At 66.4% G+C, this 26,470-nt stretch carries 26 protein-coding genes; 8 read left to right on the top strand and 18 right to left on the bottom strand.

The window, feature by feature from the left end:
- Positions 1-546 precede the first annotated feature (546 nt).
- The 5 genes from scpB to ACW17U_RS04935 form a co-directional block, all read right to left on the bottom strand.
- On the bottom strand, positions 547-1,209 hold the full coding sequence (scpB, locus tag ACW17U_RS04955; protein WP_492055070.1) for an SMC-Scp complex subunit ScpB: 663 nt from the start codon (positions 1,207-1,209) through the stop codon (positions 547-549).
- A gap of 157 nt (positions 1,210-1,366) precedes the next feature.
- On the bottom strand, positions 1,367-2,191 hold the full coding sequence (locus ACW17U_RS04950; RefSeq protein WP_492055069.1) for a segregation and condensation protein A: 825 nt from the start codon (positions 2,189-2,191) through the stop codon (positions 1,367-1,369).
- Positions 2,188-3,210, bottom strand: a complete 1,023-nt coding sequence (gene nagZ / locus ACW17U_RS04945) for a beta-N-acetylhexosaminidase (RefSeq protein WP_492055068.1) — start codon at positions 3,208-3,210, stop codon at positions 2,188-2,190. Before nagZ ends, ACW17U_RS04950 begins: the two co-directional genes overlap by 4 nt.
- Before the next feature lie 10 nt (positions 3,211-3,220).
- Complete coding sequence (gene ftsN, locus ACW17U_RS04940) at positions 3,221-4,012, bottom strand: cell division protein FtsN (RefSeq protein ID WP_492055067.1); 792 nt, start codon at positions 4,010-4,012, stop codon at positions 3,221-3,223.
- A 170-nt stretch (positions 4,013-4,182) separates the two neighbouring features.
- Positions 4,183-5,367 carry a deoxyguanosinetriphosphate triphosphohydrolase gene (locus tag ACW17U_RS04935; protein WP_492055066.1) on the bottom strand — a complete coding sequence of 395 codons (1,185 nt, stop codon included), beginning with the start codon at positions 5,365-5,367 and terminating at the stop codon, positions 4,183-4,185.
- A gap of 89 nt (positions 5,368-5,456) precedes the next feature.
- Between ACW17U_RS04935 and erpA the strand changes: the two genes are divergently transcribed.
- Positions 5,457-5,789 (top strand): iron-sulfur cluster insertion protein ErpA, encoded by a 333-nt coding sequence (erpA, locus tag ACW17U_RS04930; protein WP_062147421.1) that lies wholly within the window; start codon positions 5,457-5,459, stop codon positions 5,787-5,789.
- 78 nt (positions 5,790-5,867) lie between these two features.
- Here erpA and ACW17U_RS04925 read toward each other — a convergent pair whose 3' ends face one another.
- Positions 5,868-6,206, bottom strand: a complete 339-nt coding sequence (locus ACW17U_RS04925; RefSeq protein WP_236849461.1) for a hypothetical protein — start codon at positions 6,204-6,206, stop codon at positions 5,868-5,870.
- Positions 6,207-6,241: 35 nt separating this feature from the next.
- Between ACW17U_RS04925 and xth the strand changes: the two genes are divergently transcribed.
- Positions 6,242-7,030 (top strand): exodeoxyribonuclease III, encoded by a 789-nt coding sequence (gene xth / locus ACW17U_RS04920; RefSeq protein ID WP_492055065.1) that lies wholly within the window; start codon positions 6,242-6,244, stop codon positions 7,028-7,030.
- A gap of 55 nt (positions 7,031-7,085) precedes the next feature.
- On the top strand, positions 7,086-7,982 hold the full coding sequence (locus tag ACW17U_RS04915; RefSeq protein WP_492055064.1) for a hypothetical protein: 897 nt from the start codon (positions 7,086-7,088) through the stop codon (positions 7,980-7,982).
- Between the two features lie 5 nt (positions 7,983-7,987).
- Here ACW17U_RS04915 and ACW17U_RS04910 read toward each other — a convergent pair whose 3' ends face one another.
- The 6 genes from ACW17U_RS04910 to ACW17U_RS04885 form a co-directional block, all read right to left on the bottom strand.
- Positions 7,988-8,635: a LysE family translocator gene (locus ACW17U_RS04910; RefSeq protein ID WP_492055063.1), complete on the bottom strand. Its 648-nt coding sequence runs from the start codon at positions 8,633-8,635 to the stop codon at positions 7,988-7,990.
- A gap of 11 nt (positions 8,636-8,646) precedes the next feature.
- Positions 8,647-10,383: a dihydroxy-acid dehydratase gene (gene ilvD / locus ACW17U_RS04905; protein ID WP_062147436.1), complete on the bottom strand. Its 1,737-nt coding sequence runs from the start codon at positions 10,381-10,383 to the stop codon at positions 8,647-8,649.
- 182 nt (positions 10,384-10,565) lie between these two features.
- Entirely contained in the window at positions 10,566-12,791 is a 2,226-nt protein-coding gene (locus ACW17U_RS04900; protein ID WP_492055688.1) for an ATP-binding protein, read from the bottom strand.
- 228 nt (positions 12,792-13,019) lie between these two features.
- On the bottom strand, positions 13,020-13,394 hold the full coding sequence (locus ACW17U_RS04895; protein WP_492055062.1) for a response regulator: 375 nt from the start codon (positions 13,392-13,394) through the stop codon (positions 13,020-13,022).
- 225 nt (positions 13,395-13,619) lie between these two features.
- A complete protein-coding gene (locus ACW17U_RS04890; protein ID WP_492055061.1) occupies positions 13,620-15,065 on the bottom strand; it encodes an AMP-binding protein in 1,446 nt (481 codons plus the stop codon).
- A gap of 62 nt (positions 15,066-15,127) precedes the next feature.
- A complete protein-coding gene (locus tag ACW17U_RS04885; protein WP_492055059.1) occupies positions 15,128-16,066 on the bottom strand; it encodes a Gfo/Idh/MocA family protein in 939 nt (312 codons plus the stop codon).
- Between the two features lie 119 nt (positions 16,067-16,185).
- Between ACW17U_RS04885 and ACW17U_RS04880 the strand changes: the two genes are divergently transcribed.
- From ACW17U_RS04880 to ACW17U_RS04870, 3 genes are all read left to right on the top strand, one after another.
- Positions 16,186-17,217, top strand: coding sequence for an NADP-dependent oxidoreductase (locus ACW17U_RS04880; protein WP_492055058.1), 1,032 nt, complete (start codon positions 16,186-16,188; stop codon positions 17,215-17,217).
- A gap of 620 nt (positions 17,218-17,837) precedes the next feature.
- Positions 17,838-19,835, top strand: coding sequence for a glucans biosynthesis glucosyltransferase MdoH (mdoH, locus tag ACW17U_RS04875; RefSeq protein WP_492055057.1), 1,998 nt, complete (start codon positions 17,838-17,840; stop codon positions 19,833-19,835).
- 98 nt (positions 19,836-19,933) lie between these two features.
- The gene (locus ACW17U_RS04870) at positions 19,934-20,827 is read left to right on the top strand and encodes a hypothetical protein (RefSeq protein WP_062147452.1); all 894 of its coding nucleotides are present in this window, start codon (positions 19,934-19,936) and stop codon (positions 20,825-20,827) included.
- Positions 20,828-20,939: 112 nt separating this feature from the next.
- On the opposite strand, the gene ACW17U_RS04865 is transcribed toward ACW17U_RS04870, so the two are convergent.
- The gene (locus tag ACW17U_RS04865) at positions 20,940-22,328 is read right to left on the bottom strand and encodes an MATE family efflux transporter (RefSeq protein ID WP_492055056.1); all 1,389 of its coding nucleotides are present in this window, start codon (positions 22,326-22,328) and stop codon (positions 20,940-20,942) included.
- A 277-nt stretch (positions 22,329-22,605) separates the two neighbouring features.
- Between ACW17U_RS04865 and ACW17U_RS04860 the strand changes: the two genes are divergently transcribed.
- The gene (locus tag ACW17U_RS04860; protein ID WP_492055055.1) at positions 22,606-23,439 is read left to right on the top strand and encodes a flagellin; all 834 of its coding nucleotides are present in this window, start codon (positions 22,606-22,608) and stop codon (positions 23,437-23,439) included.
- 7 nt (positions 23,440-23,446) lie between these two features.
- Here the strand turns inward: ACW17U_RS04860 and ACW17U_RS04855 are convergent, their stop codons facing one another.
- The gene (locus ACW17U_RS04855; RefSeq protein ID WP_492055054.1) at positions 23,447-23,935 is read right to left on the bottom strand and encodes a PepSY domain-containing protein; all 489 of its coding nucleotides are present in this window, start codon (positions 23,933-23,935) and stop codon (positions 23,447-23,449) included.
- Between the two features lie 119 nt (positions 23,936-24,054).
- Here ACW17U_RS04855 and ACW17U_RS04850 point away from each other — a divergent pair, with 119 nt between their 5' ends.
- Entirely contained in the window at positions 24,055-24,444 is a 390-nt protein-coding gene (locus tag ACW17U_RS04850) for a VOC family protein (protein WP_492055053.1), read from the top strand.
- 3 nt (positions 24,445-24,447) lie between these two features.
- Here ACW17U_RS04850 and ACW17U_RS04845 read toward each other — a convergent pair whose 3' ends face one another.
- The 4 genes from ACW17U_RS04845 to ACW17U_RS04830 form a co-directional block, all read right to left on the bottom strand.
- Complete coding sequence (locus ACW17U_RS04845) at positions 24,448-25,005, bottom strand: lipocalin family protein (protein ID WP_492055052.1); 558 nt, start codon at positions 25,003-25,005, stop codon at positions 24,448-24,450.
- A gap of 70 nt (positions 25,006-25,075) precedes the next feature.
- Positions 25,076-25,642, bottom strand: a complete 567-nt coding sequence (locus ACW17U_RS04840; RefSeq protein WP_492055051.1) for a DUF2239 family protein — start codon at positions 25,640-25,642, stop codon at positions 25,076-25,078.
- Entirely contained in the window at positions 25,639-25,977 is a 339-nt protein-coding gene (locus ACW17U_RS04835) for a GIY-YIG nuclease family protein (RefSeq protein WP_492055050.1), read from the bottom strand. Before ACW17U_RS04835 ends, ACW17U_RS04840 begins: the two co-directional genes overlap by 4 nt.
- A 75-nt stretch (positions 25,978-26,052) precedes the next feature.
- Positions 26,053-26,451, bottom strand: coding sequence for a hypothetical protein (locus tag ACW17U_RS04830; RefSeq protein WP_492055049.1), 399 nt, complete (start codon positions 26,449-26,451; stop codon positions 26,053-26,055).
- Positions 26,452-26,470 lie beyond the last annotated feature (19 nt).

Below are 26,470 nucleotides of genomic sequence, written 5' to 3'. Positions count from 1 at the left end.
AATATAGGCGTTCGCGAGGCAGGGAGCCAAGGGTCTGTCCGCCCCCCTTCCCCCTCAACAACCGTCATTGCCGCCCTTGTGGCGAGAACCCCGGGTTCAGCTGACACCTGAAGCCCATTGGCGCGCCGGCGCGCCACACGTCCGCCCCTGCAGCGGATCGAGGGAGTCCCGCCACAGGGGCGAGTGTTCACCGGGACCGGCACGGGTTAGCGGTGGCAATCTGAAGGTCTGGTTTGGGCGTTTGTGCTGCTGGCTCCTCACGACCCAAAGCAGGCCTTGCCCTCTCCCCTTGCGGGAGAGGGTGGCCCGCGAAGCGGGTCGGGTGAGGGGTCGCGCGGACCATTCCGATAAGGTTTTCATCCCCTCATCCGTCAGCTTCGCTGACACCTTCTCCCGCAAGGGGAGAAGGATAGTGTTGTCCGCCCCCCTTCTCAGACGTTCGCAATGTCCGCATCCGGCACCGGCACCCGACCTTTGGCAGAGTCAGTGCATTCCCTCATTCAACGGCGGGAATGGGGAGGCCAAAGGGCGCTATCGCGCCTGACCTCAACCCTTCTCCAGCTCGCCCAGGAAGTCCTGGGCAAATTCCGGGGCCTCGTCGCCGTCTTCCAGCGGATCCTCGTCCTCGCCTGAGCGCAGGCCGAGCGGGTCGGGCACCGAAAAGCCCGGCGGCAGGTTCATTTCCAGCAGGCCGGCGGCCTTCATCTCGGTGATGCCCGGCAGGTCGGACAGGGTCGCCAGGCCGTAATGCTCGAGAAAGGCGTCCGTGGTGCCCAGCGTCACCGGACGGCCCGGCGTGCGGCGACGGCCGCGCATCCGCACCAGACCCAGCTCCAGCAGGACATCGATCGTGCCCCGGCTGGCCTGGACGCCGCGCACGGCCTCGATCTCGGCCCGGGTGACCGGCTGGTGATAGGCGATGATCGCCAGGGTTTCCTGGGCGGCCTTGGACAGGCGGCGCGGCTCCTCGCGCTCCTCGGTCATCAGAAAGGCCAGGTCCGTGGCGGTCTGGAAGCGCCAGCGATTGGCGACACAGACCAGCTCGATCCCCCTGCCCTCATATCGCGCCCGCAAGGCGGCGATCCCGGCCTGGATGTCGGCACCGTCCGGCAGGCGCTTGGCCAGGTCGACATCGCTCAGCGGCTCGGCGGCCGCAAACAGCAGGGCCTCGATGCAGCGCTCGGTGAACTGGGGGTCGATCTGGGTCATGGCCACCCTATAACCGGTCTCCCCGGCGAAAACCGGGGCCCAGATTCAGCCTGAGCGTCTGGGGATGATCCGCTTTGCGACCTTGCCAGGAATACAGGTGCCCTGGGTTCAATCTGGGCCCCGGCTTTCGCCGGGGAGACCGGGATTTTGCAAACCCTCACTCCACGGCCTCCAGCGGTTCGGCCCGGCTCCGCAGATAGATGTCGGTGAAAGCCTCCATCTGCCGCGCCTCCAGCACGCCCTCCTTAACCAGTTCCAGCGAGGCGGCAAGGGTAGAGGCCAGGTAGGAGGCCGGCGACGGGCCGTCGTCCTCGTCCAGGGACCGCTCCACCGGAGCCACGGTCGCCAGGGTCGTCCAGTCGTCCAGCCTTGGCAAAAGGGTGCGCAGCCGGTCGCGGGCATCCTCCAGCGGATAGGCCGTCGGCGGTCGCGGGGCGTAGTGGCGGCTGTGCTCTTTCTTGCGCTGGGTGATGTAGGCGCTCATCAGGCCATAGAGGTCGCCCTCCAGCCGCGTCGAGGAGACGATCTTCACCGCCTCGGGATCGCCGCGCATAAAGACATCGCGCTTCAGCAGCGGACGCTCCTTGAGGGCCTCGACGGCCTTGCGCATGACATCCAGCTTGGCGAGCCGGAACGCCAGCTGCGCGGCCATCTCTTCGGCCGGCGGCTCTTCGGTTCTGGCCCGTTCAGGCTTGGGCAAAAGCAGGCGGGATTTCAGATAGGCCAGCCAGGCGGCCATCACCAGATAGTCGGCCGCCAGCGAGAACCGCACGCGCCGCGCCTGCTGGACAAAGGCCAGATACTGCTCGGCCAGGCGGGTGATGGACAGCTGCAGCAGGTCGACCTTCTGGCTGCGGGCCAGGGCCAGCAGCACATGCAGGGGGCCTTCGAAGCCGTCGATGTCGATGACCAGCGCCGCGCCGTCCTCGGCCGCCTCATTGGCGGCTTCAAAGTCGAGCGTGGGCTGGAAGCCCGTCGTCACGCAAAGCGTCCATTGAAGGCCGCGTCAAACCGCGCGCGGGCCTCGGCGACATCCAGCGGCTCGACCACCTTGACGATCCGGCTCATCACGGCCTGGGACCGGCGGCGGGCCTCCTTGGACAGGCCACCGACCCCGGCCATCACGGCCTTCATCTCGTCCATGTCGCCATTGCAGTGCAGGACCACATCGCAACCGGCCGCCAGACTGTCCTTGGCCCTTTGCCGGAAGTCGCCCGACAAGGCCTTCATCGACAGGTCATCGCTCATCAGAAGTCCGTCGAAGCCGAGGGATTCACGGATGATTTTCTTGATGGCCTTCTTCGAGGTCGTGGCCGGGCGCTTGCGGTCGATGGCCGTGTAGACGACATGGGCGGTCATCGCCATCGGCATGTCGGACAGCACCCGGAACGGGGCGAAATCGCGGGCGTCGAGCTCGGCCAGCTTGGCCTTGACCACCGGCAGTTCCAGATGGCTGTCGCTCATGGCGCGGCCATGGCCGGGAATGTGCTTGATGATCGGCAGGACGCCGCCGGCCAGCAGGCCCTCGGCGGCGGCGCGGCCGAGACTGGCCACCTGCTCGGGCGTGTCGCCATAGGCGCGGTCGCCGATGATCTCGTGGCCCTTGGGGTCGGGCACATCCAGGACCGGCACGCAGTCGACATTGACGCCGATGGCCCGCAGGTCATGGGCGATCAGGCGCGCGCCCAGGCGGGTGATCTCCCGGGCGACCAGAGGATCATTGGCCACCAGCTCGCCATAGGCGCGGCCAGGCGGATAAAGCTTCCAGTGCGGCGGCTGAAGGCGGGCGACGCGGCCGCCTTCCTGGTCGATCAGGATCGGCGCGTCGGGCCGGCCCACCGTGTCGCGCAGGGCCTGGGTCAGGGCCAGGGTCTGTTCGGGCGTGTCGATATTGCGCCGGAACAGGATGAAGCCCCAGGGCTTCACGTCCCGGAAAAAGGCGACTTCATCGGCCGTCAGGGTCGTCCCGGCGCAGCCGAGGATCGCAGCGGAGGTGCTCAAGCGTCTGGCCCTACTTCACGAAGCAGGACTTGCCCGCGGCCGAGATGGCATCGCAGAAGGCCTTGGCGGCCTCGCGGCTGGCGAAACCCGTCACAGAGGTGCGGTAGAGGGTCGTGCCGTTCTTGTCGATCGCCTCGACCTTCTTGCCCTTGCCGGCGGCCAGACCCGGGGCCAGGCGGGCAGCCTCGCTCCAGGCCTTGTCGGCCAGGGCGGGCGACGACAGGGCACCGATCTGGACCATGGCCGCACCGCCGGCCGCACTGGCCGGCTTGGGGGCCGCGGCCGTGGCCGTAGCGACCACGACCGGCTTGGCGGCGACCGGCTTGGGTGCCGGCGCAATGGCGGCAGTCGCCAGGGTCTCGATGGTCGGGGCCGGCGCGGGCTTGGCAGCAGGCTTCAGCGCGGCGGGTTTCGGCGCGGCGGTCTCGACCGGGGTAGCCTCGACCGGCGCGGTCGGACGCGGCAGCGGGGTTTCCGGCTGGGCGGCGAAGGTGGGCGAGGGCTGGTTCTCTTCGTTGCGATAGATCTGCAGGCCGGCGGCCGGATCCGTGGGCTGGCTGCCGGCGGCCGGCGGCGTCTTGACCTCGGCGACCTGCGAACCGACCGTGCGCGGCGGCTCGTTGGGACCGCGAACCCCGCCGCGATAGATCAGCACCACCGCCACCACCAGGGTCAGTAGCACGACCGCGCTGATGATCAGGGTCATGGGCAGGGGACGGGATCCGCGCACCGGCTGACGCGCATCGAACGACAGCGGCGCATCGGTCGGCGGCGTATAGGCGCCGCGGTGGGGATCAGACATCGCGATTAGGCTCCAGACTTGTACGCACGCGGCTCGGCCCGCCGAATCACGCGTGGGCGAACCTAGTTTACCGAAGGCGCAAGCCGGCCATAACCGCCTGAGCCATCACGTTTTCATGGAAACGCCCATTCCCTCCCCAGATAGGGGGGACGGCGTTCGTTGGGCCGAGCCTAGTTCCAGACGTCGAGCTGGAACAGCTTCCTATGTTCCTCGATGGCGAAGCGGTCGGTCATGCCGGCGATATAGTCGCAGACCACCCGGGCGCGCCCGGCCTCGTCGCGGTTCTGCGACTTCTCGAACCAGACCGACGGCAGGACATCCGGCTCGGCCAGAAACAGCGTGAACATCTCGGCGAGAATCCGGCGCGCCTGGCTGCGTGTGCGATTGACCCGCCAGTGGCGGTACATGCGGGCGTGCAGGAACTGCCGCAGGCGGGCCAGATCCTCGGCCATGTCCGGCGAAAAGGCCACCAGCGCATGGTCCAGCGCCCGAACGGCATCGGCGGACTGCACGCCGGTAGCGGCCGCCCTTTGCAGGGTCTCGCCCATGACGTCGTCGACCATGGCCCCGATCATGCGGCGCACGGCCTCCAGGCGGGTCAGTCGCGCGTCCAGGTCCGGCCGCTCGCTCTTCACCGCAAACAGGATCGGCCCGATCAGCGGCACGTCCAGCAGTTCGTCGAGGCCAAACAGCCCCGCCTCGACCCCGTCATCGACGTCGTGGTTGTTGTAGGCGATGTCGTCGGCCAGGGCGGCGACCTGGGCCTCGGCCGAGGCCCAGGTGCCCAGGCCCAGATTGTACTCGTTGTCGTACTTGGAAATGGCCTTCCAGGAGGGCTTGCCCAGCTTCTCGGTCACCGGGCCGTTGTGCTTGATGATCCCCTCGAGGGTTTCCCAGGTCAGGTTCAGGCCCAGAAAGTCCGGATAGCGGTGCTCGAGTTCGGTCACCACCCGGAAGGTCTGAACGTTGTGATCAAAGCCGCCATAGGGCTTCATCTTGTCCTGCAGCTCGTCCTCGCCGGCATGGCCAAAGGGCGGGTGGCCGATATCGTGGCCCAGGGCGATGGTCTCGGCGAGATCGGAGTCGAGGCCCAGGGCCGTGGCCAGCGAACGCGCCACCTGGGCGACTTCCAGCGAATGGGTCAGGCGAGTGCGGAAATTGTCGCCCTCATGGGCCACGAAGACCTGGGTCTTTTCCTTGAGCCGGCGAAAGGCCGAGGTGTGGATGATCCGGTCCCGGTCACGGGCGAACGGCGTACGTGTCCGGCTCTCGTCCTCCTTGAACCGACGCCCCCGCGACCGGGTCGGATCCTCGGCATAGGGCGCGCGCGCGACAAGGTAGGGAGAAGACGTCATGAACAACTCTTGGACCGCATCAGGGCTTTCACCCCTTCCGTTGGGGCGATGATATCCTCATATAGGTCAAGGATGAGTTTTCCACAGCCATGACCGACACAGCCGTAACCCTTTCGCCCAACGCCGCGCGCCGCATTCACGCCATCGGACAGACCGAGGGACGCCCCGTCATGCTGCGCGTCGCGGTCGACGGCGGCGGCTGCTCCGGTTTTCAGTACCGTTTCGATCTGGTGGAAGCCGCCGAGGCCGATGACCTGAAGATTGAGCGCGACGGGGCTGCGGCCCTGGTCGATGTGATCTCCCTGGCTCTTCTCAAGGGTTCGGAGATCGACTTTGTCGATGAACTGGCCGGCGCGGAGTTCCGGGTCCGCAACCCCAACGCCAAGTCCAGCTGCGGCTGCGGCGTCAGCTTCTCGATCTAGAACGCGCTTTCCGACGAAGTGGATACCGGTTCGTCGGCGAGAAAGTGCGCCACTATAGCCGCCGTAGGGCCGCAGGCTCTACGAGGGCACGAACTGCAGGACGGTCAGGGCCAGCCCGCCCCAGGCGACGGGTGCGGCCATCGCGGCCCAGGCCTCGGTGTGTTTGCCCTTGCGCCACTGCATCCAGCCGACCAGCGGGGCCAGCATGCAAACGGCCCAGAACAGGGCTCCCAGGCCGAAGCCCAGCCAGGCCACCGGATTGCCCAGATTGCCCGGACCATCGAAGACCAGGGGCGAGAACACCGCCAGAATGGCACCGATCAGGGCGGCCAACGCCCATACGAACGTGATCAGGGCCAGCAGGATCTGCTGTCCCTTTTCCGAAATCCTGAACCCTGTCTTGAGCGCTCGCGTCATGCGCCCTAGCCTCCGCGCGCCCACTGGAGCCGTCAATGCGTATCGCCACCTGGAATGTGAATTCTGTCAATGCTCGCCTCGAAGGGGTTCTCGCCTGGTTCGAATCCCAGGCTCCGGACGTCGCGGTCCTGCAGGAAATCAAGTGCATCGACGAGAAGTTCCCGACCGAAGCCTTTGAAAGGCTGGGCTATAATGTCGCAGTCCACGGTCAGAAGACCTATAATGGCGTTGCCCTGCTGTCGAAGTTCCCGCTGGAGGATGTCCGGCGCGGCCTGCCGTTCCTGCAGGAGGACGAAACCGACGAGCAGTCTCGCTATATCGAGGCCGTGATCGCCGCCCCGACCCCGGTGCGGGTCTGCGGTCTCTATCTGCCCAACGGCAATCCGCTCGGGACCGAGAAATTCGCCTACAAGCTGGCCTGGATGCGTCGCCTGCACAGCCACGCCAAGGGCCTGCTGGCGCTCGAGGAGCCCCTGGTCATCCTGGGCGACTACAATGTCATTCCCGAGGTCGAGGATGTCGCCAATCCTGAGGCCTGGACCGGCGATGCCCTGTTCCAGCCCGAAAGCCGGGCCGCCTTCCGGGCGCTGAAGAATCTGGGCCTGACCGACGCCTATATGCAGGCCGACGGGGCACCCGGCGGTTATACCTTCTGGGACTATCAGGCCGGGGCCTGGCCCCGGAACCTGGGCATCCGCATCGACCACATCCTGCTGTCGCCCCAGGCCAGCGATCACCTGGTCGAGGTGGTGATCCACCGTGACGAGCGCGACAAGGAAAAGCCGTCGGACCACGTCCCGGTGGTCGCCGAACTGAGGCTTTAGCGGTCGGCCTCTCCCCCCTGTCGCGAATCCGGGATTCCGACTAGCTTCGACAGCCATGAGCGAACTTGCCCGCCTCCTGCTGTTTGTGGCCATCGCCGGATCGGCGGTGACCTTCCTCGGCAGCGCGGCGATCTGGTTCATGGACGACGACCGGCGGATCCGCCGGGCCCTGCGCTACGTGCTGAAGGGCGAACCCGAAGTGCTGATCCTAGCCCATGGCCGCGGTCGGGGGGCGGGCTTTTCCTTTGCCACCGGACTGGCGGCGGTCGCCTGGGACAGTGGCACCTGGTGCCTGATCTATCGCATCGACGAGCTGATGGGGGCCGAACTGCTGGTGGACGGCCAGGTGGTCGGACGGGTGTTCCGGGGCGAGACCCGCCGGGCCGTCGACCAGGTGGCCCCTCAGTCCGTACATGTCGTGACCCTGCGGCTGGTCTTCGACGATCCGCGCTACCCGGACTTTGATCTCGACCTCTGGACCCCGGGCGACGAGCAGCGTCGGGAAAGCCGGTCGCCGGCCGACGCCATGCAGGAAGCCAATCGCTGGCTCGCCCGCTGTGAGGCCATCGTCCGTCGCCCCAAACCGCCCCGCCCGGTGCCTGCGCCCCCGCCGGAGCCCCTGCCCGCGCCCTCCCCGATGCTTGCGCCGGCTCCTGAACCTCCGGCCGCAGCGCGGCCGCCCCGGCCCGAGCCGGACCCCGAGCCCGTCCGCCGCACGCCGCCGCCTCCCGCGCCTCCCGCGCCTCCCGCTTCAGCGTCGCCCCCGCCGTCACCGGAACCGGTGTTCAATTTCGATGAGGACGACGACGAACCCAGCTTTGATCTCGACGAGCCCCCCTGGGAGATCGATCCTTCTCCGCCCCTGAAACCGACCTACAGGCCAGTCTCAAAGGCCAAGCGCGATCCCAGGACTTCCCAGAGCGAATTGCCGTTCGATCTGGACGAGGACTGAACCGCTCAGGACCTCTGGCGGGTTTCCCAGACCATCCAGGCCGCCACAACAACCAGGGCAAGGGCTAGTCCCCGCGAGATCCAGACCTGCCCGCGCGCCCGGTCCAGCAGGCTGGCGGCGCGATCAGCGCCGAGAACGATCCCGCCATGGATCCCGACGCTGATGGCGATGTGGACCAGGCCCAGGATCAGAACCTGGGTCGTCGGCGGCGCGTGATCCGCCTTGATGAACCCCGGCAGCAGGGTGACATAGAACAGGGCCGCCTTGGGATTGAGCAGATTGGCCAGAAGGCCGCGCCGGAACAGCACCCAGCGCGAGGGTTGGCGGACATCGGCGGCCTCGGCATCACTGGCGGACCGCCAGGCATCATAGGCCATCCACAGCAGGTAGGCGACCCCGGCCCAGCGCAGAAGCTCATAGAGCGGGCGATAGCGCAGGAAGACTTCGGTCAGGCCGAACACCGCCGCCAGCATGTAGACGGACAGGCCGCAGGTGACCCCGGCTACAGCCATCAGGCCCGCGCGTCGGCCATGGGCCGCCGACAGCGCCGCCAGATAGGCCATGTTGGGCCCCGGCGTCAGTTCGATCAGGATGATCGCGGCCAGAAAGGGCGCGATCATCCCGGGATCAACAGGCCAGGCCGCGTGAGGCATGGCCTCTCCTCTTACAGATCGGCGTAGATGTGGGTCTCACCATCCGCGCCCGGATGGGTGGTGGCACCCAGGTGGGCCGGGCCCACCAGCTGGGCGAACTTCCAGATGGCACCGCTGTTGTAGTTGGTCTTGCGCGGCGACCAGGCGGCCTTGCGGCGCGCCAGCTCTTCCGGCTCGACCTCCAGATCCAGAATGCCGGCATCGGAGTCGATATTGATGATGTCGCCGTCCTGGATCAGGGCGATGGGACCACCGGCCTGGGCCTCGGGGCCGACATGGCCGATGCACAGGCCGCGCGTGCCGCCCGAGAAACGGCCGTCGGTGATCAGGGCCACCTTGTCGCCGCGGCCCTGGCCGGCCAGGGCCGCCGTGGTCGACAGCATCTCGCGCATGCCCGGGCCGCCCTTGGGGCCTTCATAGCGAATGACCAGGACGTCGCCGTCCTTGTAGTCGCCCGCCTCGACGGCGGCGAAACAGGCGTCCTCGCCCTCAAAGCAGCGGGCCGGGCCGCGATGGCTGCGGTGCGAGGTCATGCCGGCCACCTTGACGATGGCCCCGTCCGGAGCCAGCGAGCCCCAGAGGCCCACAACGCCGCCGGTCGGCGACAGCGGGTTGGAGACCGGGCGGATCACCACCTGGTCGTCGCGCCATTTCACGTCCTTGAGGTTCTCGGCGATCGTCTTGCCGGTCACCGTCATGCAGTCGCCGTGGATGTGGCCGCCTTCCAGCAGGGTCTTGAGCAGAACCGGCATGCCGCCGGCCTCGCCCATGTCCTTGGCCACGAACTGACCGCCGGGCTTCAGATCGGCCAGATAGGGCGTGCGCTTGAAGATCTCGGCGACGTCGCGCAGCGTGAATTCAATGCCGCACTCATGGGCCATGGCCGGCAGGTGCAGGCCACCATTGGTCGAGCCGCCGGTGGCCGCCACGACGACGGCGGCGTTCTCGAAGGCCTTGCGGGTGCAGATGTCACGCGGACGCAGATTGCTCTCGATCAGCCGCATCACCGCCTCGCCCGAGGCCACGGCATATTCGTCGCGGCTCAGATAGGGCGCGGGCAGCGAGGCCGACAGCGGAAGGGCCAGACCGATGGCTTCAGAGACGCAGGCCATGGTGTTGGCGGTGAACTGGCCGCCGCAGGCACCGTCCGACGGACAGGCATGGGTTTCCAGGTCGCACAGGTCTTCCAGCGTCATCTTGCCGGCCGAGTGCATGCCGACGCCCTCGAACACGTCGACCACGGTGACGTCCTTGCCTTGCCAGCGGCCGGGCAGGATCGAACCGCCATAAAGGAACACCGACGGCACGTTCAGGCGCAGCATGGCCATCATCATGCCCGGCAGGCTCTTGTCGCAGCCGGCCACGCCGACCAGGGCATCATAGCCGTGGCCCCGCATGGTCAGTTCCACCGAGTCGGCGATGCAGTCGCGGCTGACCAGCGAGGAGCGCATGCCCTCGTGACCCATGGCGATGCCGTCGGTGACGGTGATGGTGCAGAACTCGCGCGGCGTGCCACCGGCCGCCTTGACGCCCTTGGAGACGGCATGGGCCTGGCGCATCAGGGCCGTGTTGCAGGGGGCCGCTTCGTTCCAGCAGGAGGCGACACCGACAAAGGGCTGGGCGATGTCACGGGTGCCGAGACCCATGGCGTAATAATAGGAGCGGTGCGGCGCGCGCGACGGACCTTCGGTCACATGCCGGCTCGGCAGTTTGGACTTGTCCCAGCTTCCGTCAGGTTTCCTGGTCATGGCGCACGCCCTTGCGAATTGGAGCGGTGTCCTTACCGCCGCCAGACTTGGCGCGAAAGGCCCCAGCGAGGATTATTCCTCCAGCGAAACCGGCCAACCTGTTCATTCCTTGCCTCAACCCCGCCCTTACGCGCCCGTCCGAGGCATGTTTCGGGCTGGCGCGTGTCTGTCGGCGCAATCGGTCAGGCCGCTGAAGGCGCGGCCTCGGCTTGATCCAGAAACGCGGACAGCGCCATGACCCCCGCACGGGTGGCGGCTCCGTCACGCCGCTCGCCTGCAGCTTCCAGCCCAGCCCCGAGGTCCGTGATGGCCTGGAAGCCGAAGGCCCCGCCGGACCCCCTCAGATTGTGGCCGAGAAGGATGACGGTCTCGAAGTCCAGGCCGGCCAGGGCGGCGTCCAGGTCAATCGCTGTCTGCCGGCAGTTCAGCAGATAGGCGGGCCTACGCGCGGCCAGTTTTCGCGCCGCCGGTCTGGTCTGGTCTTCGGCGGGGCTTGCCGTAGCCGCCGGGGCCTTCAGGGTGGAATGTTCCCGGATCGCCTGCAGCAGGACGTCCTGCTTGATGGGCTTGGTCAGATAAGCGGTGCAGCCGGCGGCCAGACAGGTCTCGCGATCCCCCTTCAGGGCAGAGGCCGTCAGGGCAATGATCGGCGTCAGTGGCCGGTCATTGGCGGCCTCCCAGGCCCGAATGGTGCGCGTGGCCGTGAGACCGTCCATGACCGGCATCTGGCGATCCATCAGCACCAGATCGTAGCGGCAGGCCTCCACCATGGCGCAGGCGATCGCGCCGGTCTCGGCCACGTCGACGCGATGGGGCGTGTCGGCCAGATAGGCCAGGGCGATGGTGCGATTGTCCGGCGAGTCCTCGGCCAGAAGGATCCGAAGCCGGGGCTGGGGGACATCGGCATCCGCGTCCCGCGGGGCCAGTTTGGGCCGATCAGCGTCGGCCCAGATGGCGAGCGGCACGGAAAAGCCGAAACGGCTCCCGACCTCGATCTCGCTCTCGACCCAGATCCGCCCGCCCATCAGCTCGACGAGCTGTTTGGAGATGGTCAGGCCCAGCCCCGAACCGCCGAACCGGCGGGTCGTCGAGGAATCGGCCTGGGTGAAGCGTTCGAACACCTGCCGCAACTTGTCGCCCGGGATGCCGATTCCGGTGTCCACGACCGTGAATCGCAGGTCGGTGGGATTGGATCCATCCTGGTCACGCTCCACCGACAGGGACACCCGCCCGGTCAGGGTGAACTTGATGGCATTGCCCAGCAGGTTGAGCAGCACCTGCCTTAGCCGGGCCGGGTCGCCGACCAGGTCGTTGCTGACGTCGGGCGCGATCATCCAGACCAGGGACAGGCCCTTTTGGGCGGCGCGCGGTGCGACCATCTCGATCACCTTCTCCAGATGATCCGTCAGGGAAAAACCCGTCCGCTCCAGGTCCAGTTGTGAAGCTTCCACCTTGGAGAGGTCGAGTATGTCATTGATCAGGTTGAGCAAATTGTCGCCCGAGCGGCGGAAGATCTGGACGTACTTGTCCTGCTCGGGCGTCAGCTCTGTCTTGGCCAGCAGGTCGGCGATCCCCATGATCGAGTTCATCGGGGTGCGGATTTCGTGGCTCATGCTGGCCAGGAAGTCGGACTTGGTGCGGCTGGCGCTTTCGGCATCGGCCTTGGCCTGCTGCAGCTCGGCCTCGACCCGCTTGCGCTCGGTGACATCGCGGGCCGCCGCGAAGACGCCCTGCAGGGTCCGCTTGCGATCATAGAAGGTGGTGGCGTTGTAGGAGACGACCGTCTGCTTGCCGTCGCGGGCCCGGGCGGTGAGCTCGTAGTCGGTGACGGATTTCTCGCTCAGCACGCGCTTGATGCCGGCCTCGGCGCGGTCGGGATCGGTGAAACAGTCCTTGAACGGCGCGCCGATCAGCTCGTCGCGGGTGCAGCCCGTCAGGGCTTCCATCTGCTTGTTGACGTCGGTGATGATGCCCGACGGATCGGTCGTCATCAGGGCGTCGATGTTGGATTCGATCAGCGAGCGCGTGTAAAACTGCTGGTCGCGAAGGCGCTGATCGGACTTCTTCTGCTCCTCCTCCACCAGCTTGCGGGCCGTGTTGTCGGTGCCGATCAGCAGATAGCCGATGATCGTGCCCGGGGCGTCACGCAGGGCTGTTACCGACACCACGGCCGGAAACCGGGTCCCATCCTTGCGGATATAGGTCAGCTCATAGATGTCTTCGATCCCGCGAGAGGCCTTGAAAACCAGGGCCTCAAAGCCCGGCGTGATCGGGGTCGCCAGTTCGGCGCTGAGGGCCTTGGCCCGGGCGATCAGCTCCTGGGGATCGGAGATGTCGGCGGGGGTGATCGTGTTCATCACCTCGGCGGCCGTGTAGCCCAGCATCCGCTCGGCCCCGACATTGAAGATCTGGATGACCCCCCGCGCGTCGGTGGCGATGCTGGAGAAATTGGCACTGTTGAAGATGGCGCTCTGCAGGGCGCCGGCCGCAACGATCGATTCTTCAGTCTGGCGATGGGCTGCCAGGTCCTCGCCCTGACTGGCGAACTTGCCGGCGGGGCGTCCAGATTTTGATATCGGGATGGGGTTTCCTAGCGCAAAGGGTCGAGGACAAGGGGTGACGTGTTGCGGGTGGTCCTACTGGCCCAGGGTTTCGAGCAACGAACCGAGCGACGTGCCCAGGTCCTCAGGCGTGTAGGGCTTCGCCAGGAACTGGCCCCCATTCACGAATAGGCTCGCCATCTCGGTGTTGAGCGGCGTGCCGGAGGTGTAGAGGACCCGCAGGTCCGGCCGGATCCTGATCGCCCGATTGGCCACGTCGTAGCCGCCCAGGGCCAGGGCCCGCAGGCGGATGTCGACAAACAGCGCGTCGATCGAACCCGAGGCCGACAGGTGGACCAGGGCCTCGGTCAGATCACTGGCCATCAGGGGGTTGTGGCCCATGTCCTCCACCGCCCACTCCGCAGCCTGCAGGACGAAAACCTCGTCCTCAACGATCAGGATAGTCGCCATCAGGATGCCTGACGGGGGCGGCACAACGCTCGGCGCGGCATACTGAAAAAACCTCTGGCACCGTCCTGATGGACCCTCGGCGCAAGGACAGAACGCCACTCCGCAGACAAGGTTCCACGTCTTGCGGATAAACCGTCTTCGTCCGCAGTGCGCTTCAACCGGTCACCGCCAAACGGCGCTTTGCCGCCCTACGCCGAGGTACCGGGGCACGGCGTCATGATCGTCTCATTTCGCCGTCAGCATGGCCTTGAGGACTGACCTTTGGACCTTTCGTGTTCCCGAGTCGGAGCGTGGAAACTCGGCCATCGTCTCGACCCTGAGCCTGTCGATGCCCGAGAACCTGGCCTTGATCCGCTCCACCGCGCCCTCCGACGGACGGACCTGGGATTGGACCGCGACGATCATCTCCTCATCGCCCTCCGCCGTGTTGTGGATGAAGAGGCAAACGTCTTCGGCCGACAACTCGTCCTGGATCAAGGCCTCCAGCGGGGCCACGGCCCGCTTGTGGCCATGGAGATTGATCACATCGACAACCCGCCCAACAATTCTGACGCGTCCATCCGGCCGGCGCACGGCCATGTCGCCCGGATAGAAGCAGCCGTCGCGGAACACGGCAGCGGAAGCGCGGTCATCACCCAGATATCCTTGAGGATCATAGGCTTTCAGCCGGATTCTGAGTGTCCCTTCCACGTCCACCGGCACGACGTCGCCCTGGGCATCGACGATTTCAACCACGCAGCCCGGCGCAACATCCAGCCAGTGGAAATCATCGCCACCGTCATCCAGGCGCGACAGCGGCACGTCGATCAGCTCAGTCGCGCTGTATCGAAGAATGATGTTGCGCGACATCCGGGCGCGAATGAACTCCATCATCCGCTTCGTCACGAAACCGCTGGAGAGTGAAACGAGGGTGTCACTGGGTTTGAGGTCACCGGCTTGGGGCGACTTCATCAACTGCAGAATATCCGCCGGCAGGAGAGCGACCTGATCGGACTCTTTTGCGGCGTAGTTGAACAATTGGTTCGATCTCTGATCGAAGATGACCGTGCCGCCGACATGCCATACTGCTGACGGCTGCTTGTAGCCCGCGCCCGTCCAGACGCCAAAACTCATGCCATGAAAGATACTGGAGTCGTCAAGGCCAAGCGTCGCGGCGCGAAAAGCGTTGCGAAGATCCTCCTGCGCGCCGCTGAGAACAACGCCCTTACCCGAGCCCGTTGTTCCGGATGTAAAGAGCAGGTGGTCACCACATTCCAGATGACCCAAATTTACGTCTGAAGCGTCGAATACCTTGATCGTTCTCCAGAGCGAAGGAAAATAAATCTGTGGCAGTTTCTCAAATTCATCACCGCAACCTGAAGTAAGCTTTCCATCGCTTTCGACACGCAAAACAGCGGAGACACCAATGTTACTGGGGATTTCGGCCAAGGATCGCGCTGATATAGTGTGCAGGCCCTTCGCTCGGGCTGCTATTCCAACAAACCAGGCGTGAGCAATATTGCGCGCGATAACGGCGACAGTACTCCCTGCCGCCACATCGAATTGGGACAAAAACTTTATGGCACTTGTTATGCAGCCCGCGAAGGTCGCGTAATTGATGACTTGATCAGCATATATGATTGCGGTTTTCTCAGGTCGTCGAAGAGCAAACTCACATATTCTACTGTACAACAAAACCAGGCCCTCGGACTCACGAGATGCAGACCGACCAGAATTAGAGTTCGATCTTTAGCTTAGTGCCCTTCAGCCGCCTGCTCGACCGCGAGGGCAAGATCCAGCGCCCGCGCCGCCTCCTCCCCCGTCACCACCGGGCGAAGAGCCTCGCCGCGCACGGCAGCCAGGAAGCCGGCCACGCTGAGACCCAGCGGATCCTTGCCCGCAGGGGTTTCGGTGAAGTCCTCGATCAGCGGGAACGGCGTCGTATTGCGGAAGGTGCGGGCCAGGAAGTCGATCTCGACCTCACCGGAAGGATAGACGACCTTCATGGTCCGTTCGCGCGCCTCGGCCACCCGCGAAGCGTCGAACACGGCGGTGAAGCCGTTCTCGAAAGTGGCCTCGACCTTGACCCAGTCCAGCGAGTCCGAACGGGTGATTGCGCCCTCGCCTTCCACTGTCACCGGCTCGGCCGCGCAGAGGGCCAGGGCCAGGTCGATGTCATGAATCATCAGGTCCAGCACCACCGAAACGTCGAGATTGCGGTCCGAGGGCGTACCGCGCCGCACGGCTTCGAGGCGCAGGGGCTGTTCGGGGATGTCGAGCAGGCCCATGGCCCGGAACACCACCCGCTCCTGGTGACCGCAGGCCAGGGGCACCCCGGCCTTCAGGGCGGCGGCGACCATGGCGTCGGCGTCCTGCGGCGTCACGGCCAAGGGCTTTTCGGAATAGACCGGCTTGCTCGCCTTCAGGGCCGCCAGGGCTGCTCCTGCGTGGTGGACCGCGGGCGTGGCCACGGTCACCACATCAACCGCGGCCAGGAAGGCGGCCATGTCGTCATAGGGCGTCGCGCCCAGGGGCTCAGCAAGGGCCGCAGCGCGGGCCAGGTCGATGTCGAACACCGCGACGAGATCGACGCCGGGCAGTTCGACATATTTCTTGGCATGGTAGCCGCCGAACACGCCGGCACCGACGACGCCGGCCCTGAGGGCGGCAGCTTGCTGGATCGCTTGGGTCATGTGCGCTGTCTAAACCGCTTCGTCGTCGCATAGAAGCGCTGGAGCCCCGCAACGCGACGCGCTAAACAAGCGTTTAAATGAGCAACGCGCCGCGAAGGCGCGTGACCAAGGAGCTGTCCATGACCACCTCGCGCGAAATTCGCCTCAAGAGCCGCCCGGTGGGCGTTCCTACCCAAGCCGACTTCGAACTGGCCACTGTTGAGGTCGCCGCACCCGGCCCCGGCGAGGTCCAGGTCAAGAACCTGTGGATGTCGGTCGACCCCTACATGCGCGGCCGCATGTACGACCGGGCCAGCTATGTGCCGCCGTTCGAACTAGGCAAGGCCCTGCAGGGCGGTGCCATCGGTCAGATCGTCGCCTCGAACGATCCCGAGTTCGCTGTCGGTGACATCGTCAATTCCATGTTCGGCTGGCGGGAAGTGTTCAACGTCTCGCCCGCAGCCATCAAGGCGGCCGGCGGCGCGATGGGTGCCCTGACCAAGATCGACACCCACGGCCTGCCGCCCCAGGCCTTCCTGGGCATCCTCGGCATGCCAGGCATGACCGCCTATGCGGGCCTGCTGCGCGTGGCAGCCCTGAAGGACGGCGACGTCGTGTTCGTCTCGGCCGCCGCCGGAGCCGTCGGCTCGGTGGTCTGCCAGATCGCCAAGCTGAAGGGTCACACCGTGATCGGCTCGGCCGGCGGTCCGGACAAGGTCGCCTTCCTCAAGTCGATCGGTGTCGATCATGTCATCGACTACAAGGCCACCCCCGACGTGGTCGCCGAACTGGCCAAGGTCGCCCCCAAGGGCATCGACGTCTATTTCGAGAATGTCGGCGGCGTGCATCTGGAAGCGGCCATCAATTCGGCCCGCCCCTTCGCCCGCTTCGCCCTGTGCGGAATGATCTCGCAGTACAATGAGACCGGCAAACCGGTCGGCCCGTCCAACATCATCCAGGCCGTCGGCAAGAGCCTGCGCATGGAGGGGTTCATCGTCTCCAACCACTATGACCTCTATCCGGCCTTCGCCCGCGACATGGCCGAGTGGATCAAGGCCGGCAAGCTGACCTGGAAAGAGACCGTCGAGGACGGGATCGCGCGCGCGCCAGACGCCTTCATCAAGCTGTTTGCCGGCGAAAACCTGGGCAAGATGCTGGTGAAGCTGGGCTAGCGGTCCCTTCTCGAGCGCCGGAACCCTGTCATCCCCGCGACACCGTCGCGACGGGATGACAGGCCCTTCCGACGCCAGTGAAAACAGGCGGCCTGCGGGGCCCTCGGCACCGAAAGCGCAGCCCTACGCCGTCCTCTCGCTGCCGTGATCGCGCGTGAGAGTCGGGCGGCCCACAGCCGATAAATCGCCCGCTGAGTCGCCTCGCGAGCGGGCATCACCCGCTCGCCGCGCCCGGTTCGCCGGCTTACACGGCCTGCTGACACGGCACCCCGGCACGTAGTTCACGGGCCGGAGACGCGGCAAACAGGACGCAAAGTCCTTGTTTTTCAATATATTACTAAACACCCCTCAGGGCGCGACCGGCACTCGCCTGTGACGGATTCCAGCTTTTTTTCCGCAACTGCGAAAACGGCGTGATTTCCGGTAGCGATTTCGTGATCAAAGTTTTACTCTAGGCAGGCCGGTGGATCTCCACGCCGGAAATCGACTGTCATGAGCAAGCCCTCCACCGCGGCGACCGATCCCCCGGGAACGATCGTCAGCGTGCCCCGGGCAACCCTCATTCAGCGACACGCCGGAGAGAGCCCGGTTCAGGCCGGACAGACCGAGACAATGACGACATGAGCGATCGCTCTTCCCTCTTCGACCTCAGCTCGTCCACGAGCGTGTCGCTGGACCAGGTCCTGCAGCGCCGCGACACAGTGGAGATCCCGGTCGAGTCGCCCTTGGCCATGCCGGTCCAGCCCCTCTCGTTCTGGGAAGGCGGCGCGCGCCGCGCCACGGAAGTCGTCGGCGACATCACCGCCCGCCGCTGGATGGTGTTCCTGGCGACGGCCTTCATGGGCGTGGCCGGCTGGAAGGCGACCTTCGACACGATCGCCCTGGGCGGCGTCACCCGTCTGGAGTTCATCTGCCTGGTGCTGCTGGCGCCGCTGTTCACGGCCCTGTCGCTGTGGTTCTGCACTGCCGTCGCCGGCTTCGTGATCCTGCTGGGCAAGCCCAAGGATCCGCTGGGCATCGACAGCGCCAAGCCCATGCCCAAGCTGCGCGCCCGCACGGCGATCCTGATGCCGGTGCACAATGAGGACGCCACAGCCGTCTTCGCGCGTCTGCGGGCCATGGACGCCTCGATCGCCGAGACCGGCAACAGCCGCGCCTTCGACATCTTCATTCTGAGCGATACCCGCGACGCCGCCGTGGCCCTGGCCGAACAGGCCTGCTTTGCCCGCTTCCGCCGCGAAGCCAGCTCGGCCGTGTTTTACCGCGTCCGCCAGGAAAACAAGGGCCGCAAGGCCGGCAATATCGCCGACTGGGTGGCCCGTTGGGGCAGCGCCTACGAGCACATGCTGGTCCTCGACGCCGACAGCCTGATGACCGGCGACGCCATGGTCCGCCTGGCCGACGCCATGGAGCGTCACCCCGGTGCCGGTCTGATCCAGACCATGCCGATGCTGATCAACGGCCAGACGATCTTTGCGCGCACCCTGCAGTTCGCGACCCGTCTCTATGGCCGCGTGGCCTGGACCGGTCTGGCCTGGTGGTCAGGTTCGGAAAGCTCCTTCTGGGGCCATAACGCCATCGTCCGCACCCGCGCCTTCGCCGAAACCTGCGGCCTGCCCTCGCTGGACGGCCCCAAGCCCTTCGGCGGCGAGGTGATGAGCCATGACGCCCTGGAAAGCGCCCTGCTGCGCCGCGGCGGCTGGAGCGTGCATCTGGCCCCCTATCTGGAAGGCTCCTACGAAGAGAGCCCCTCCAACCTGCTCGATTTCGCCACCCGCGACCGTCGCTGGTGCCGGGGCAATGTCCAGCACATCCCGCTGGTCGCCCTGCCCGGCCTGCACTGGCTGAGCCGGATGCACCTCGTGATCGGCGTGCTGAGCTATGTCCTCTCGCCCCTGTGGTTCATGGCCCTGTCGGCCGGTGTGATCTCGCGCCTGCTGATGCCGTCGCTGAAGAAGGCCGCCTTCACCATGGCCGACCTGCAGGCAGCCGCTCACGCCCTGATCGACTGGAGCGAGATCCAGGCTACGGCCTGGGCGATGATCATCACCTTCATCCTGCTGTTCGGGCCCAAGATCCTTGGCTCGATCCTGGTGTTCTCGCGTCCTTCCGAAATCAAGGGTTTCGGTGGCCGTCGCCGCATCGCCGCCGGTCTCGGCGTCGAGATGCTGCTGTCGGCCCTGGTCGCCCCCATGCTGATGTTCACCCAGACCCGGGCCCTGATCGAGATCCTGGCCGGCAAGGTCGGGGGCTGGGCCACCCAGCGTCGCGACGCCGACAAGGTGACCGGTCAGGAAGCTTTCCGCGCCATGGGCTGGATCAGCGTCACCGGACTGGTGCTCGCCACCCTCTTCTGGTTCACGCCCGACCTGCTGACCAGCACCGCCCCGATCCTGGCGGGTCTGATCCTGGCCGTGCCCCTGACCATGCTGGGGGCCCACAAGGCCGCCGGGCTTCGGCTCAAGGCCAACGGCCTGTTCATGACCCCGGAAGAGCGCCGCCCGCCGGCGATCGTCCGCGCGGCCCTTGGACCGGTTTGCGAGCCGCCCGCCCGCTGGTTCGCCCGCAACGGTCGCACGACGCCCGCAGCAGAGGTCGCCGAGCAGACCGCCGCCTGAAACCTCGGCAAATTACGCGTGCAGGGCGAACGCCCGCTGGCCCTTAGGGGATTGGCGGAGTAGAAGCGCGGCTTCGTTCTTTTCCGACGGAGCCTGCCGTGTCGCGCCTGTTCAGCGCCTATGTGATCGTCGACTGGAGCGCGGCGGCCAAGCCGACGACCGGTGCGGACTCCGTCTGGATCGGCGTGCTGAAGCGCGACGTCCGCTTCCGCCTGACCTTCGAGAGCCATAACCCGGCAACGCGCCAGGAGGCCGAGACCAAGCTCGCGGCCATTCTCGACGACTTCAAGAAGCGCGGCGAACGGGCCCTGGTCGGGTTCGACTTCCCGCTGGGCTTCCCGCGCGGCTTTGCCAAGGCCCTGAGCCTGCCCGGAGAGCATCCGTGGCGCGCGGTCTGGGACCAGCTGAACAAGATGGTCAAGGACAAGGCCGACAACACCAACAACCGCTTCGGGGTCGGCTCAGAGATCAACCGCCGCCTGACGGGTGGTCCCTTCCCGTTCTGGGGCTGTCCGCCCCGCGACACCCTGACGACCCTGCAGCCCAAGCGCACCCGCGAGCATGGTCCCGACGACCTGCCAGAGTTCCGCCATGCCGACGAGGCCGCCAAGGGCGCGCACTCGATCTGGAAGCTCTACTACAACGGCTCCGTCGGGGGGCAGGCCATCGTCGGGATCCCGGCAGCCCGACGGCTCAAGGATGCCCGTGGCGACGCGGTGCGGGTCTGGCCGTTCGAGACCGGCTTCAAGGCACTGACCGAGGCGGACCTCGAGGGCGTCCTCGTGGTCATGACCGAGGTCTATCCCTCGCTGCTCAAGGCCGTGCCGGCTGCGGGCGAGGTCAAGGACCTGGCCCAGGTGCGGGCCCAGGCCGAGCACTTCGCCAAGCTGGACGAAGCCGGCAAGCTGGCGGCGCTGTTTGCCGGGCCCAAGGCGTCGGATGAGGTGCTCGAGGCGGCCGCTACCGAAGAAGGCTGGATCCTGGGGGCTTAGCAGCCACTTGCCCCCTCCTGGCTGCTTCGCAGCCGTCCTCCCCCGGAGGGGGAAGACGAGATCATCTTCCCCCTCCGGGGGAGGAGCGCCGCAGGCGCGGAGGGGGCTAGTGTTAGCCGGCCAAGCCCCGATCCTTCACATCCAGCATCCGGAACCGTCCGAGCAGGAAGGCCATCGACACAAAGCTGGTCACGATCACCGACCAGACGATGCCGTTGACACCCAGGCCCATCGGAATGGCCAGCCACCAGGCCAGCGGCCCCATGATCACGCCATAGCTGATCAGGTGGGTGATGGTGGGGATCCACACCTCGCCGCGAGCCCGCAGGGCCTGGGCCGCCACAACCTGCACGGCGTCAGGGGCCAGGAACAGGCAGGTCAGGGCCAGGGCCGGCGCGATCAGGGCAATGGCACCGGGGTCGGCGGTATAGGCCGACGCCACCAACTCGCGCAGGGGGAACAGCAGCAGGGCCACCGCCAGCCCGACCACGGCCGTGAAGGCAAAGGCCACCCAGCCGGCGCGGGTCATGCCCGCAGGGTCGCGCGAGCCGAAGGCGCGACCGACCTGCACCGAGGTCGCGGTCGAAATGCCCAGGGGCAGCATGAAGATCACGGCGGCGACATTGATCACCACCGCCCAGGCGGCGACCGAGAGTCCGCCGATCCAGCCGGCAACCAGGCTCATGCCGGCAAAGGCCGCGACCTCGAAGAAGTTCGACGCGCCGGCACCATAGCCGATCCGGCGCTGTTCGATCGAGGCCGGCAGATCACGAGCCGGCTTGTCGAAGATACCCAGCGTGCGCGCGTCCTTCAGGCGCAGGACATAGACGGCGAGCATGATCAGCAAGGCCGCCCGCGCCACGAACGTCGCCCAGGCCCCGCCTACGGCCCCGAGCGCCGGCAGGCCGAAGGTTCCGGGCACAAGCAGCAGATTGACCGCCAGATTGACGGCATTGGCCACCCACATGGCGATGGTCACGGGACCGGGGCGCGACAGCCCTTCCAGCCAGAAGCTCAGCACCACGGTCAGGGCATAGAGCGGCAGGGATAGCGAGAAGACGATCATCGGCGCGGTCGCGCCATCGGCCAGGGCCTTGGGCAGATGGACGGCGTGCAGCAGGGGTGGCCCCAGCAGGGCCAGGGATACGGCCGAGGCCATGCCGATCCAGAAGGCATAGACGAGGCCCCGCCGCAGCACGGCCCCGGTATCGTGCGGCCTGCCCGCGCCGATCGCCCGCGAGGTCATCACCTGGGCCCCCACCAGCAGACCGACCGTCATGGTCACGAAGACCGAAGACGGAGCCCAGGCCATGGCGTGAAAGCCCAGCTGCTCAGCCGAGAACCTTCCCACGACAATGGCGTCGGTCAGGCCCATGACCATGATGCCCAGGCGCGACAGCACCACCGGCCCGGAAAGGCGCAGCAACTCGATCAGATCCAGCATCAGGGGGCTGCGGGGCCGCTCGGGAGACGGCGCCGACGTCACCGCGTCACTTGGCATGGGCAGGCCTTTCAGAAGGGCCGGCAAGTTGGCGCATGGGGTCCTGCGGGGCAAGGCCGGTCGCGATCGTTGTTGAACATCCGACCGGGGTCGTGGTTTTAGGGCCGCAGCACCGAGCCGGCGGCCGGTTTCCTGGATCGACGACCATCGACGGGTGTGAAAGGCCTTCTTTTTCTCCGGACACGAACGGAGCGCTAACGCTGTTCCGGTTAGGCTTCTCGCCAGGTGCCCGTTGCGCCTTCGGTCCTTTGACCGAGCCCAGGAAGCAGTCCCGTCGATGTCGCTGAACAGCGTCAACACCAATGCCAGCGCCATGATCGCCCTGCAGTCGCTGGCGTCGGTCAATCGCGACCTGTCCGGCACCCTGCGCCGCATTTCGACCGGACTGGCGGTCTCGAGCGCCAAGGACAATCCGGCCGTCTGGGTCATCGCCCAGTCCCAGCGCGCCGAGGCCAACGCCCTGGACTCGGTTCGGGATTCCCTGCAGCGCGGCCGCTCGATCACCGACGTCGCCCTGTCGGCCGGCGAGACCGTGGTCGACCTGCTGGGCAAGATGAAGGAAAAAATGCTGGCCGCGGCGGACACCAGCCTGACCACCGCCAGCCGCATGGCCCTGAACAGCGACTACCTGACCCTGAAGCGACAGATCGACCGGACCGTCAGCAATGCCGATTTCGGCGGCATCAACCTGATCTCTTCAGGTTCGGTCGGCCAGGTTCGCGCCCTCGCCAATGCCGACTGCAGCGACACGATCGACATCGACCATGTCGACCTGTCGACGACTGGCGCAGCGCTGGGGGGTCTGCCCGCCGATCTGCTGGCCGCACCGGTTACCGGGACCCAGATCGCAGCCATGAGCACGGCCATGGAGACGGTCACCTCGTCCCTGGCCCGCATCGCCACGGGCTCCTTTGCCCTCGAGGCTCACCAGACCTTTATCGACAAGCTCCAGGATACCCTGAACACCTCGATCGGGCGCCTGGTCGACGCCGACATGGCCAAGGAGTCGACCAAGCTTCAGGCCCTGCAGGTCCGGCAGCAACTGTCGATGAAGGCCCTGGCCATCGCCAATTCAGGCTCGTCCTATCTGCTGACCCTGTTCGGCCGCTAATTAGGTCTCAGTGCGGCCAGGCCTCTGCCAGCACCCTGGCGACACCGTCCTTGTAGCTGACCTCCAGCGCCGGGGTCTTGGGCTGGCCGGCGGCGAACAGTTCATAGATGACCCTGCCGTCGTTCTGGGTGCTTTCGATCACCCTCACAGGCCGGGCCTTGCCGGCGGCGGTCTGCACGGCTGCAGGCGCTTCGGTCCAGGCGATATCGCGCTGGGTCTCGACGATCTCCCAAGCGCCGTTGCGCTCCAGCAGGTCGAACTCGATCTCAGCCCCGCCGGGCAGGACGCCCTCGACGTCGAAATAGCGGCGATCCTCGCGCTCCTTCAACTCGGCCTCGATCACCTTCAGACCGGGGGCGGCCTTGAGCACAACCGACAGCACGCCGGGCGGCAGATCAGCGACGGCGACGGGCGTGATCCTGGTTTCCGGCGCGCCGGCATGGGCGGCGGCGGCAGACAGTGTCAGGCAGAAGGCCAAGACAGGACGGATTGGCATGTCAGTCTCCATGGACAGGGCATGATCAGGTAACCGGTATCATGCCTTGCCACGCGATCCACCCGCATGCGGGGATTGCCCCGCCGGTGCTAGCAAGGTGACGCGCAAAGGAATCGCCCATGGCCCGCCATCTCGCCCAGATCTCGCTGCTGGTCTCCGACTATGCCGAGGCCATCGACTTCTATGTCGGCCGATTGGGCTTTGAGCTGCTGGAGGACACCGACCTGGGCGGCGGCAAGCGCTGGGTCGTGATCTCACCTGGCCCCGGCGGCAGCCGGATCCTGCTGGCCCGAGCGACAAGCGAGGCGCAGGCCGCTCGAGTCGGCGATCAGGGCGGCGGCCGGGTCTGGCTGTTTCTGAACACGGACGACTTTGCCGCCGATCATGCCCGGATGAGCGCCGCCGGCGTGCGGTTTCTCGAAGCCCCCCGCCATGAATCCTATGGCAGGGTTGCCGTCTTCGAAGATCTCTATGGCAACCGCTGGGACCTGATTGAACCCAAGGCCTGAGCCTCAGGGCCTGAGGCTGGGCGGCGCGGCCGCCCTGACCGGGGGCTGCTGCGGAAACTCGATCCGGGACATGTCATAGCCGAGGGCCCGGACGCGCCTGACCAGGTCTTCGCGCAGGACCGGCGACGGCACCTCTCGCGTGAAGATGAAGATGCGCTTCAGCCGGGGTTCGCCGGCGATGAACCACGTGTAGTCATCGTCATGGTCGAAGATCCAGTAGTCCCAGGTGATCAGGAACGGATAGCGCACCCGTAGCTTGGCATTGACGCCCGGATCGAGGATCTGTCCCCGCCCCTGGATCACCTTCTCCTTGCCGCCCGGCGCGCCGGTCTCGCACGTATCGCGCACCAGAACCTTATCGCCGCCGGCAAACAGATAGTTGGTGGCCCCGGCCACACAGCCGTCGGTAATGCCCATTGGCGTGCGGGCGATTTCCAGCCAGCGCCCCGAATAGAGCCGCTCAACCTCCACGGGCCTGGCCGGTTGCGGGGACTGGGCCCAAGCACCGGTGGCTCCGGCCAGGCCGGCGATGGCGGCGATCATCAGGGTTCTCAGGGTCATGCCAGGGTCTCTTGCGCGGCGGGTCACCGGAAGAAACGTTTGCGGACCCCGGCCGGATGCAACGCCCCCGCTAGCCCGGCGGTGCCGTCTCGAAGGCCTCGGCTGCAAACTGCCGCACTTGACGCAGAATGTCGTCCGGCCAGGCTGAAATCCGGGCCTCGAACCCCGTGGGATCACCGGCAAACAGGGCGCGCATCGCCGCTTCGAAACCCTCTCGGTCACCGGCCATGACCGTGGCGAAGCGATAGGTCGCCTCGCGCGCCTGTCGCATCCGGTCCGGTCCGGCACTATCGCGGCTCGCCGCCTCGACCAGCTTGCGCAGGGTCACCGAGGCACCGCCCGGCTGGGTGGCTAACCAGGCCCAGTGGCGCGGCAGAAGAGTCACCTCACGCGCCGCGACGCCGAGTTTCGGACGTCCCCGCCCGCGCGCGACCACCGGTTCTTCCACCGTGGCGAAGCGAGCGGCGAGATCGCCGGGCCCTCCCCGCAGATCGAAGTCCACCTGCCGGCCCTCGGCATCAAAGATCAGCACCGGCGGACCGGAATCCTCTCCAGACAGGCGCTGGGCGGCCAGGGCGGCCTCAAGCGCCGTACCGGCGGCGATCTGCTCGTCACCGCGGAAAACAACATGGCTCATCGGTTCAGTCCCCGGGCACCCAGGCGCTCGATCCAGACAGCCTTGCGATCCTGCAGCCAGGACGAGCGGCCAAGCACCCCCAGGGTTTCGTCTGACAGGACATCCAGCGGCTCATAGGCAAAGGCCGCCTCGCCATGGGCTGTCCAGGCCGCCTGCAGGGCCTGATCCCTATGGGTGCCATGTCGCAAGGTGAACCAGAGGCCGCCCTGGCGGGTCGACAGATCCGGCGTGGCCCCGACCCAGGCCTGACCGCTGGCGATGCAGCGTACGGCATAGATTCCGGCCTCGACCTTGCGGTCGCGATAGTCGCGCAGCAGCGCCTTGCGTCCGTTCATGGGACCCTCCTGAGGCACCTTTATACCCGGATAAAATCAGGAGTCTATATTATCCGGGCGAAAATTCCGAGACCTCTAGCTTGAGGCGGGTGCAGCCTTGAAACTCACATAGCCTCGCTCGACCATCCGGCGCATGGCCTCATAGGCTTCAGCCAGTTCCTCATAGGCCGTTCGCATCTGGGCCAGCTTGTGAATCTGGTCCGGTGGGGGGGTGTGCGACGTCTCGGTCATGGCGACAGCGGCCGCCACCCATTGGGCACGGGCCTGGGCGGCGGCGACGGCCATATGCTGGAAATGGGAGGCGTCGATGTGGCCGAGGGCCTGGCCGATCAGGGCCTTGTTCGAAGCAAAGGCCGTGTAGTCGATCTGCTCCAGTGTGCCGCGCAGGCGGCGCTGAACATGGGGATCGACATCCTCGGGCTCGAAATGGTCAAGGCCGCGGCGGCGGAAACTCGAAGTTACGGTCGACGACATGGCGTCCTCCCGCCCGGCG

The organism is Caulobacter sp. AVps16 (assembly GCF_058681455.1).
This window is presented reverse-complemented; position numbering and strand designations above follow the sequence as displayed.

Coding starts and splice junctions, on each gene's coding strand:
- ACW17U_RS04910 (WP_492055063.1), bottom strand. CDS start 8,635: ATGCCTCACGCGGCCTGGCCTGTTGATCCCGGGATGATCGCGCCCTTT.
- ACW17U_RS04855 (WP_492055054.1), bottom strand. CDS start 23,935: ATGCCAATCCGTCCTGTCTTGGCCTTCTGCCTGACACTGTCTGCCGCC.
- ACW17U_RS04885 (WP_492055059.1), bottom strand. CDS start 16,066: ATGACCCAAGCGATCCAGCAAGCTGCCGCCCTCAGGGCCGGCGTCGTC.
- ACW17U_RS04835 (WP_492055050.1), bottom strand. CDS start 25,977: ATGAACGGACGCAAGGCGCTGCTGCGCGACTATCGCGACCGCAAGGTC.
- xth (WP_492055065.1), top strand. CDS start 6,242: ATGCGTATCGCCACCTGGAATGTGAATTCTGTCAATGCTCGCCTCGAA.
- ACW17U_RS04935 (WP_492055066.1), bottom strand. CDS start 5,367: ATGACGTCTTCTCCCTACCTTGTCGCGCGCGCGCCCTATGCCGAGGAT.
- ACW17U_RS04925 (WP_236849461.1), bottom strand. CDS start 6,206: ATGACGCGAGCGCTCAAGACAGGGTTCAGGATTTCGGAAAAGGGACAG.
- ACW17U_RS04880 (WP_492055058.1), top strand. CDS start 16,186: ATGACCACCTCGCGCGAAATTCGCCTCAAGAGCCGCCCGGTGGGCGTT.
- ACW17U_RS04895 (WP_492055062.1), bottom strand. CDS start 13,394: ATGGCGACTATCCTGATCGTTGAGGACGAGGTTTTCGTCCTGCAGGCT.
- ACW17U_RS04850 (WP_492055053.1), top strand. CDS start 24,055: ATGGCCCGCCATCTCGCCCAGATCTCGCTGCTGGTCTCCGACTATGCC.
- ACW17U_RS04860 (WP_492055055.1), top strand. CDS start 22,606: ATGTCGCTGAACAGCGTCAACACCAATGCCAGCGCCATGATCGCCCTG.
- erpA (WP_062147421.1), top strand. CDS start 5,457: ATGACCGACACAGCCGTAACCCTTTCGCCCAACGCCGCGCGCCGCATT.
- mdoH (WP_492055057.1), top strand. CDS start 17,838: ATGAGCGATCGCTCTTCCCTCTTCGACCTCAGCTCGTCCACGAGCGTG.
- ftsN (WP_492055067.1), bottom strand. CDS start 4,012: ATGTCTGATCCCCACCGCGGCGCCTATACGCCGCCGACCGATGCGCCG.
- ACW17U_RS04865 (WP_492055056.1), bottom strand. CDS start 22,328: ATGCCAAGTGACGCGGTGACGTCGGCGCCGTCTCCCGAGCGGCCCCGC.
- ACW17U_RS04915 (WP_492055064.1), top strand. CDS start 7,086: ATGAGCGAACTTGCCCGCCTCCTGCTGTTTGTGGCCATCGCCGGATCG.
- ACW17U_RS04845 (WP_492055052.1), bottom strand. CDS start 25,005: ATGACCCTGAGAACCCTGATGATCGCCGCCATCGCCGGCCTGGCCGGA.
- ilvD (WP_062147436.1), bottom strand. CDS start 10,383: ATGACCAGGAAACCTGACGGAAGCTGGGACAAGTCCAAACTGCCGAGC.
- ACW17U_RS04840 (WP_492055051.1), bottom strand. CDS start 25,642: ATGAGCCATGTTGTTTTCCGCGGTGACGAGCAGATCGCCGCCGGTACG.
- scpB (WP_492055070.1), bottom strand. CDS start 1,209: ATGACCCAGATCGACCCCCAGTTCACCGAGCGCTGCATCGAGGCCCTG.
- ACW17U_RS04830 (WP_492055049.1), bottom strand. CDS start 26,451: ATGTCGTCGACCGTAACTTCGAGTTTCCGCCGCCGCGGCCTTGACCAT.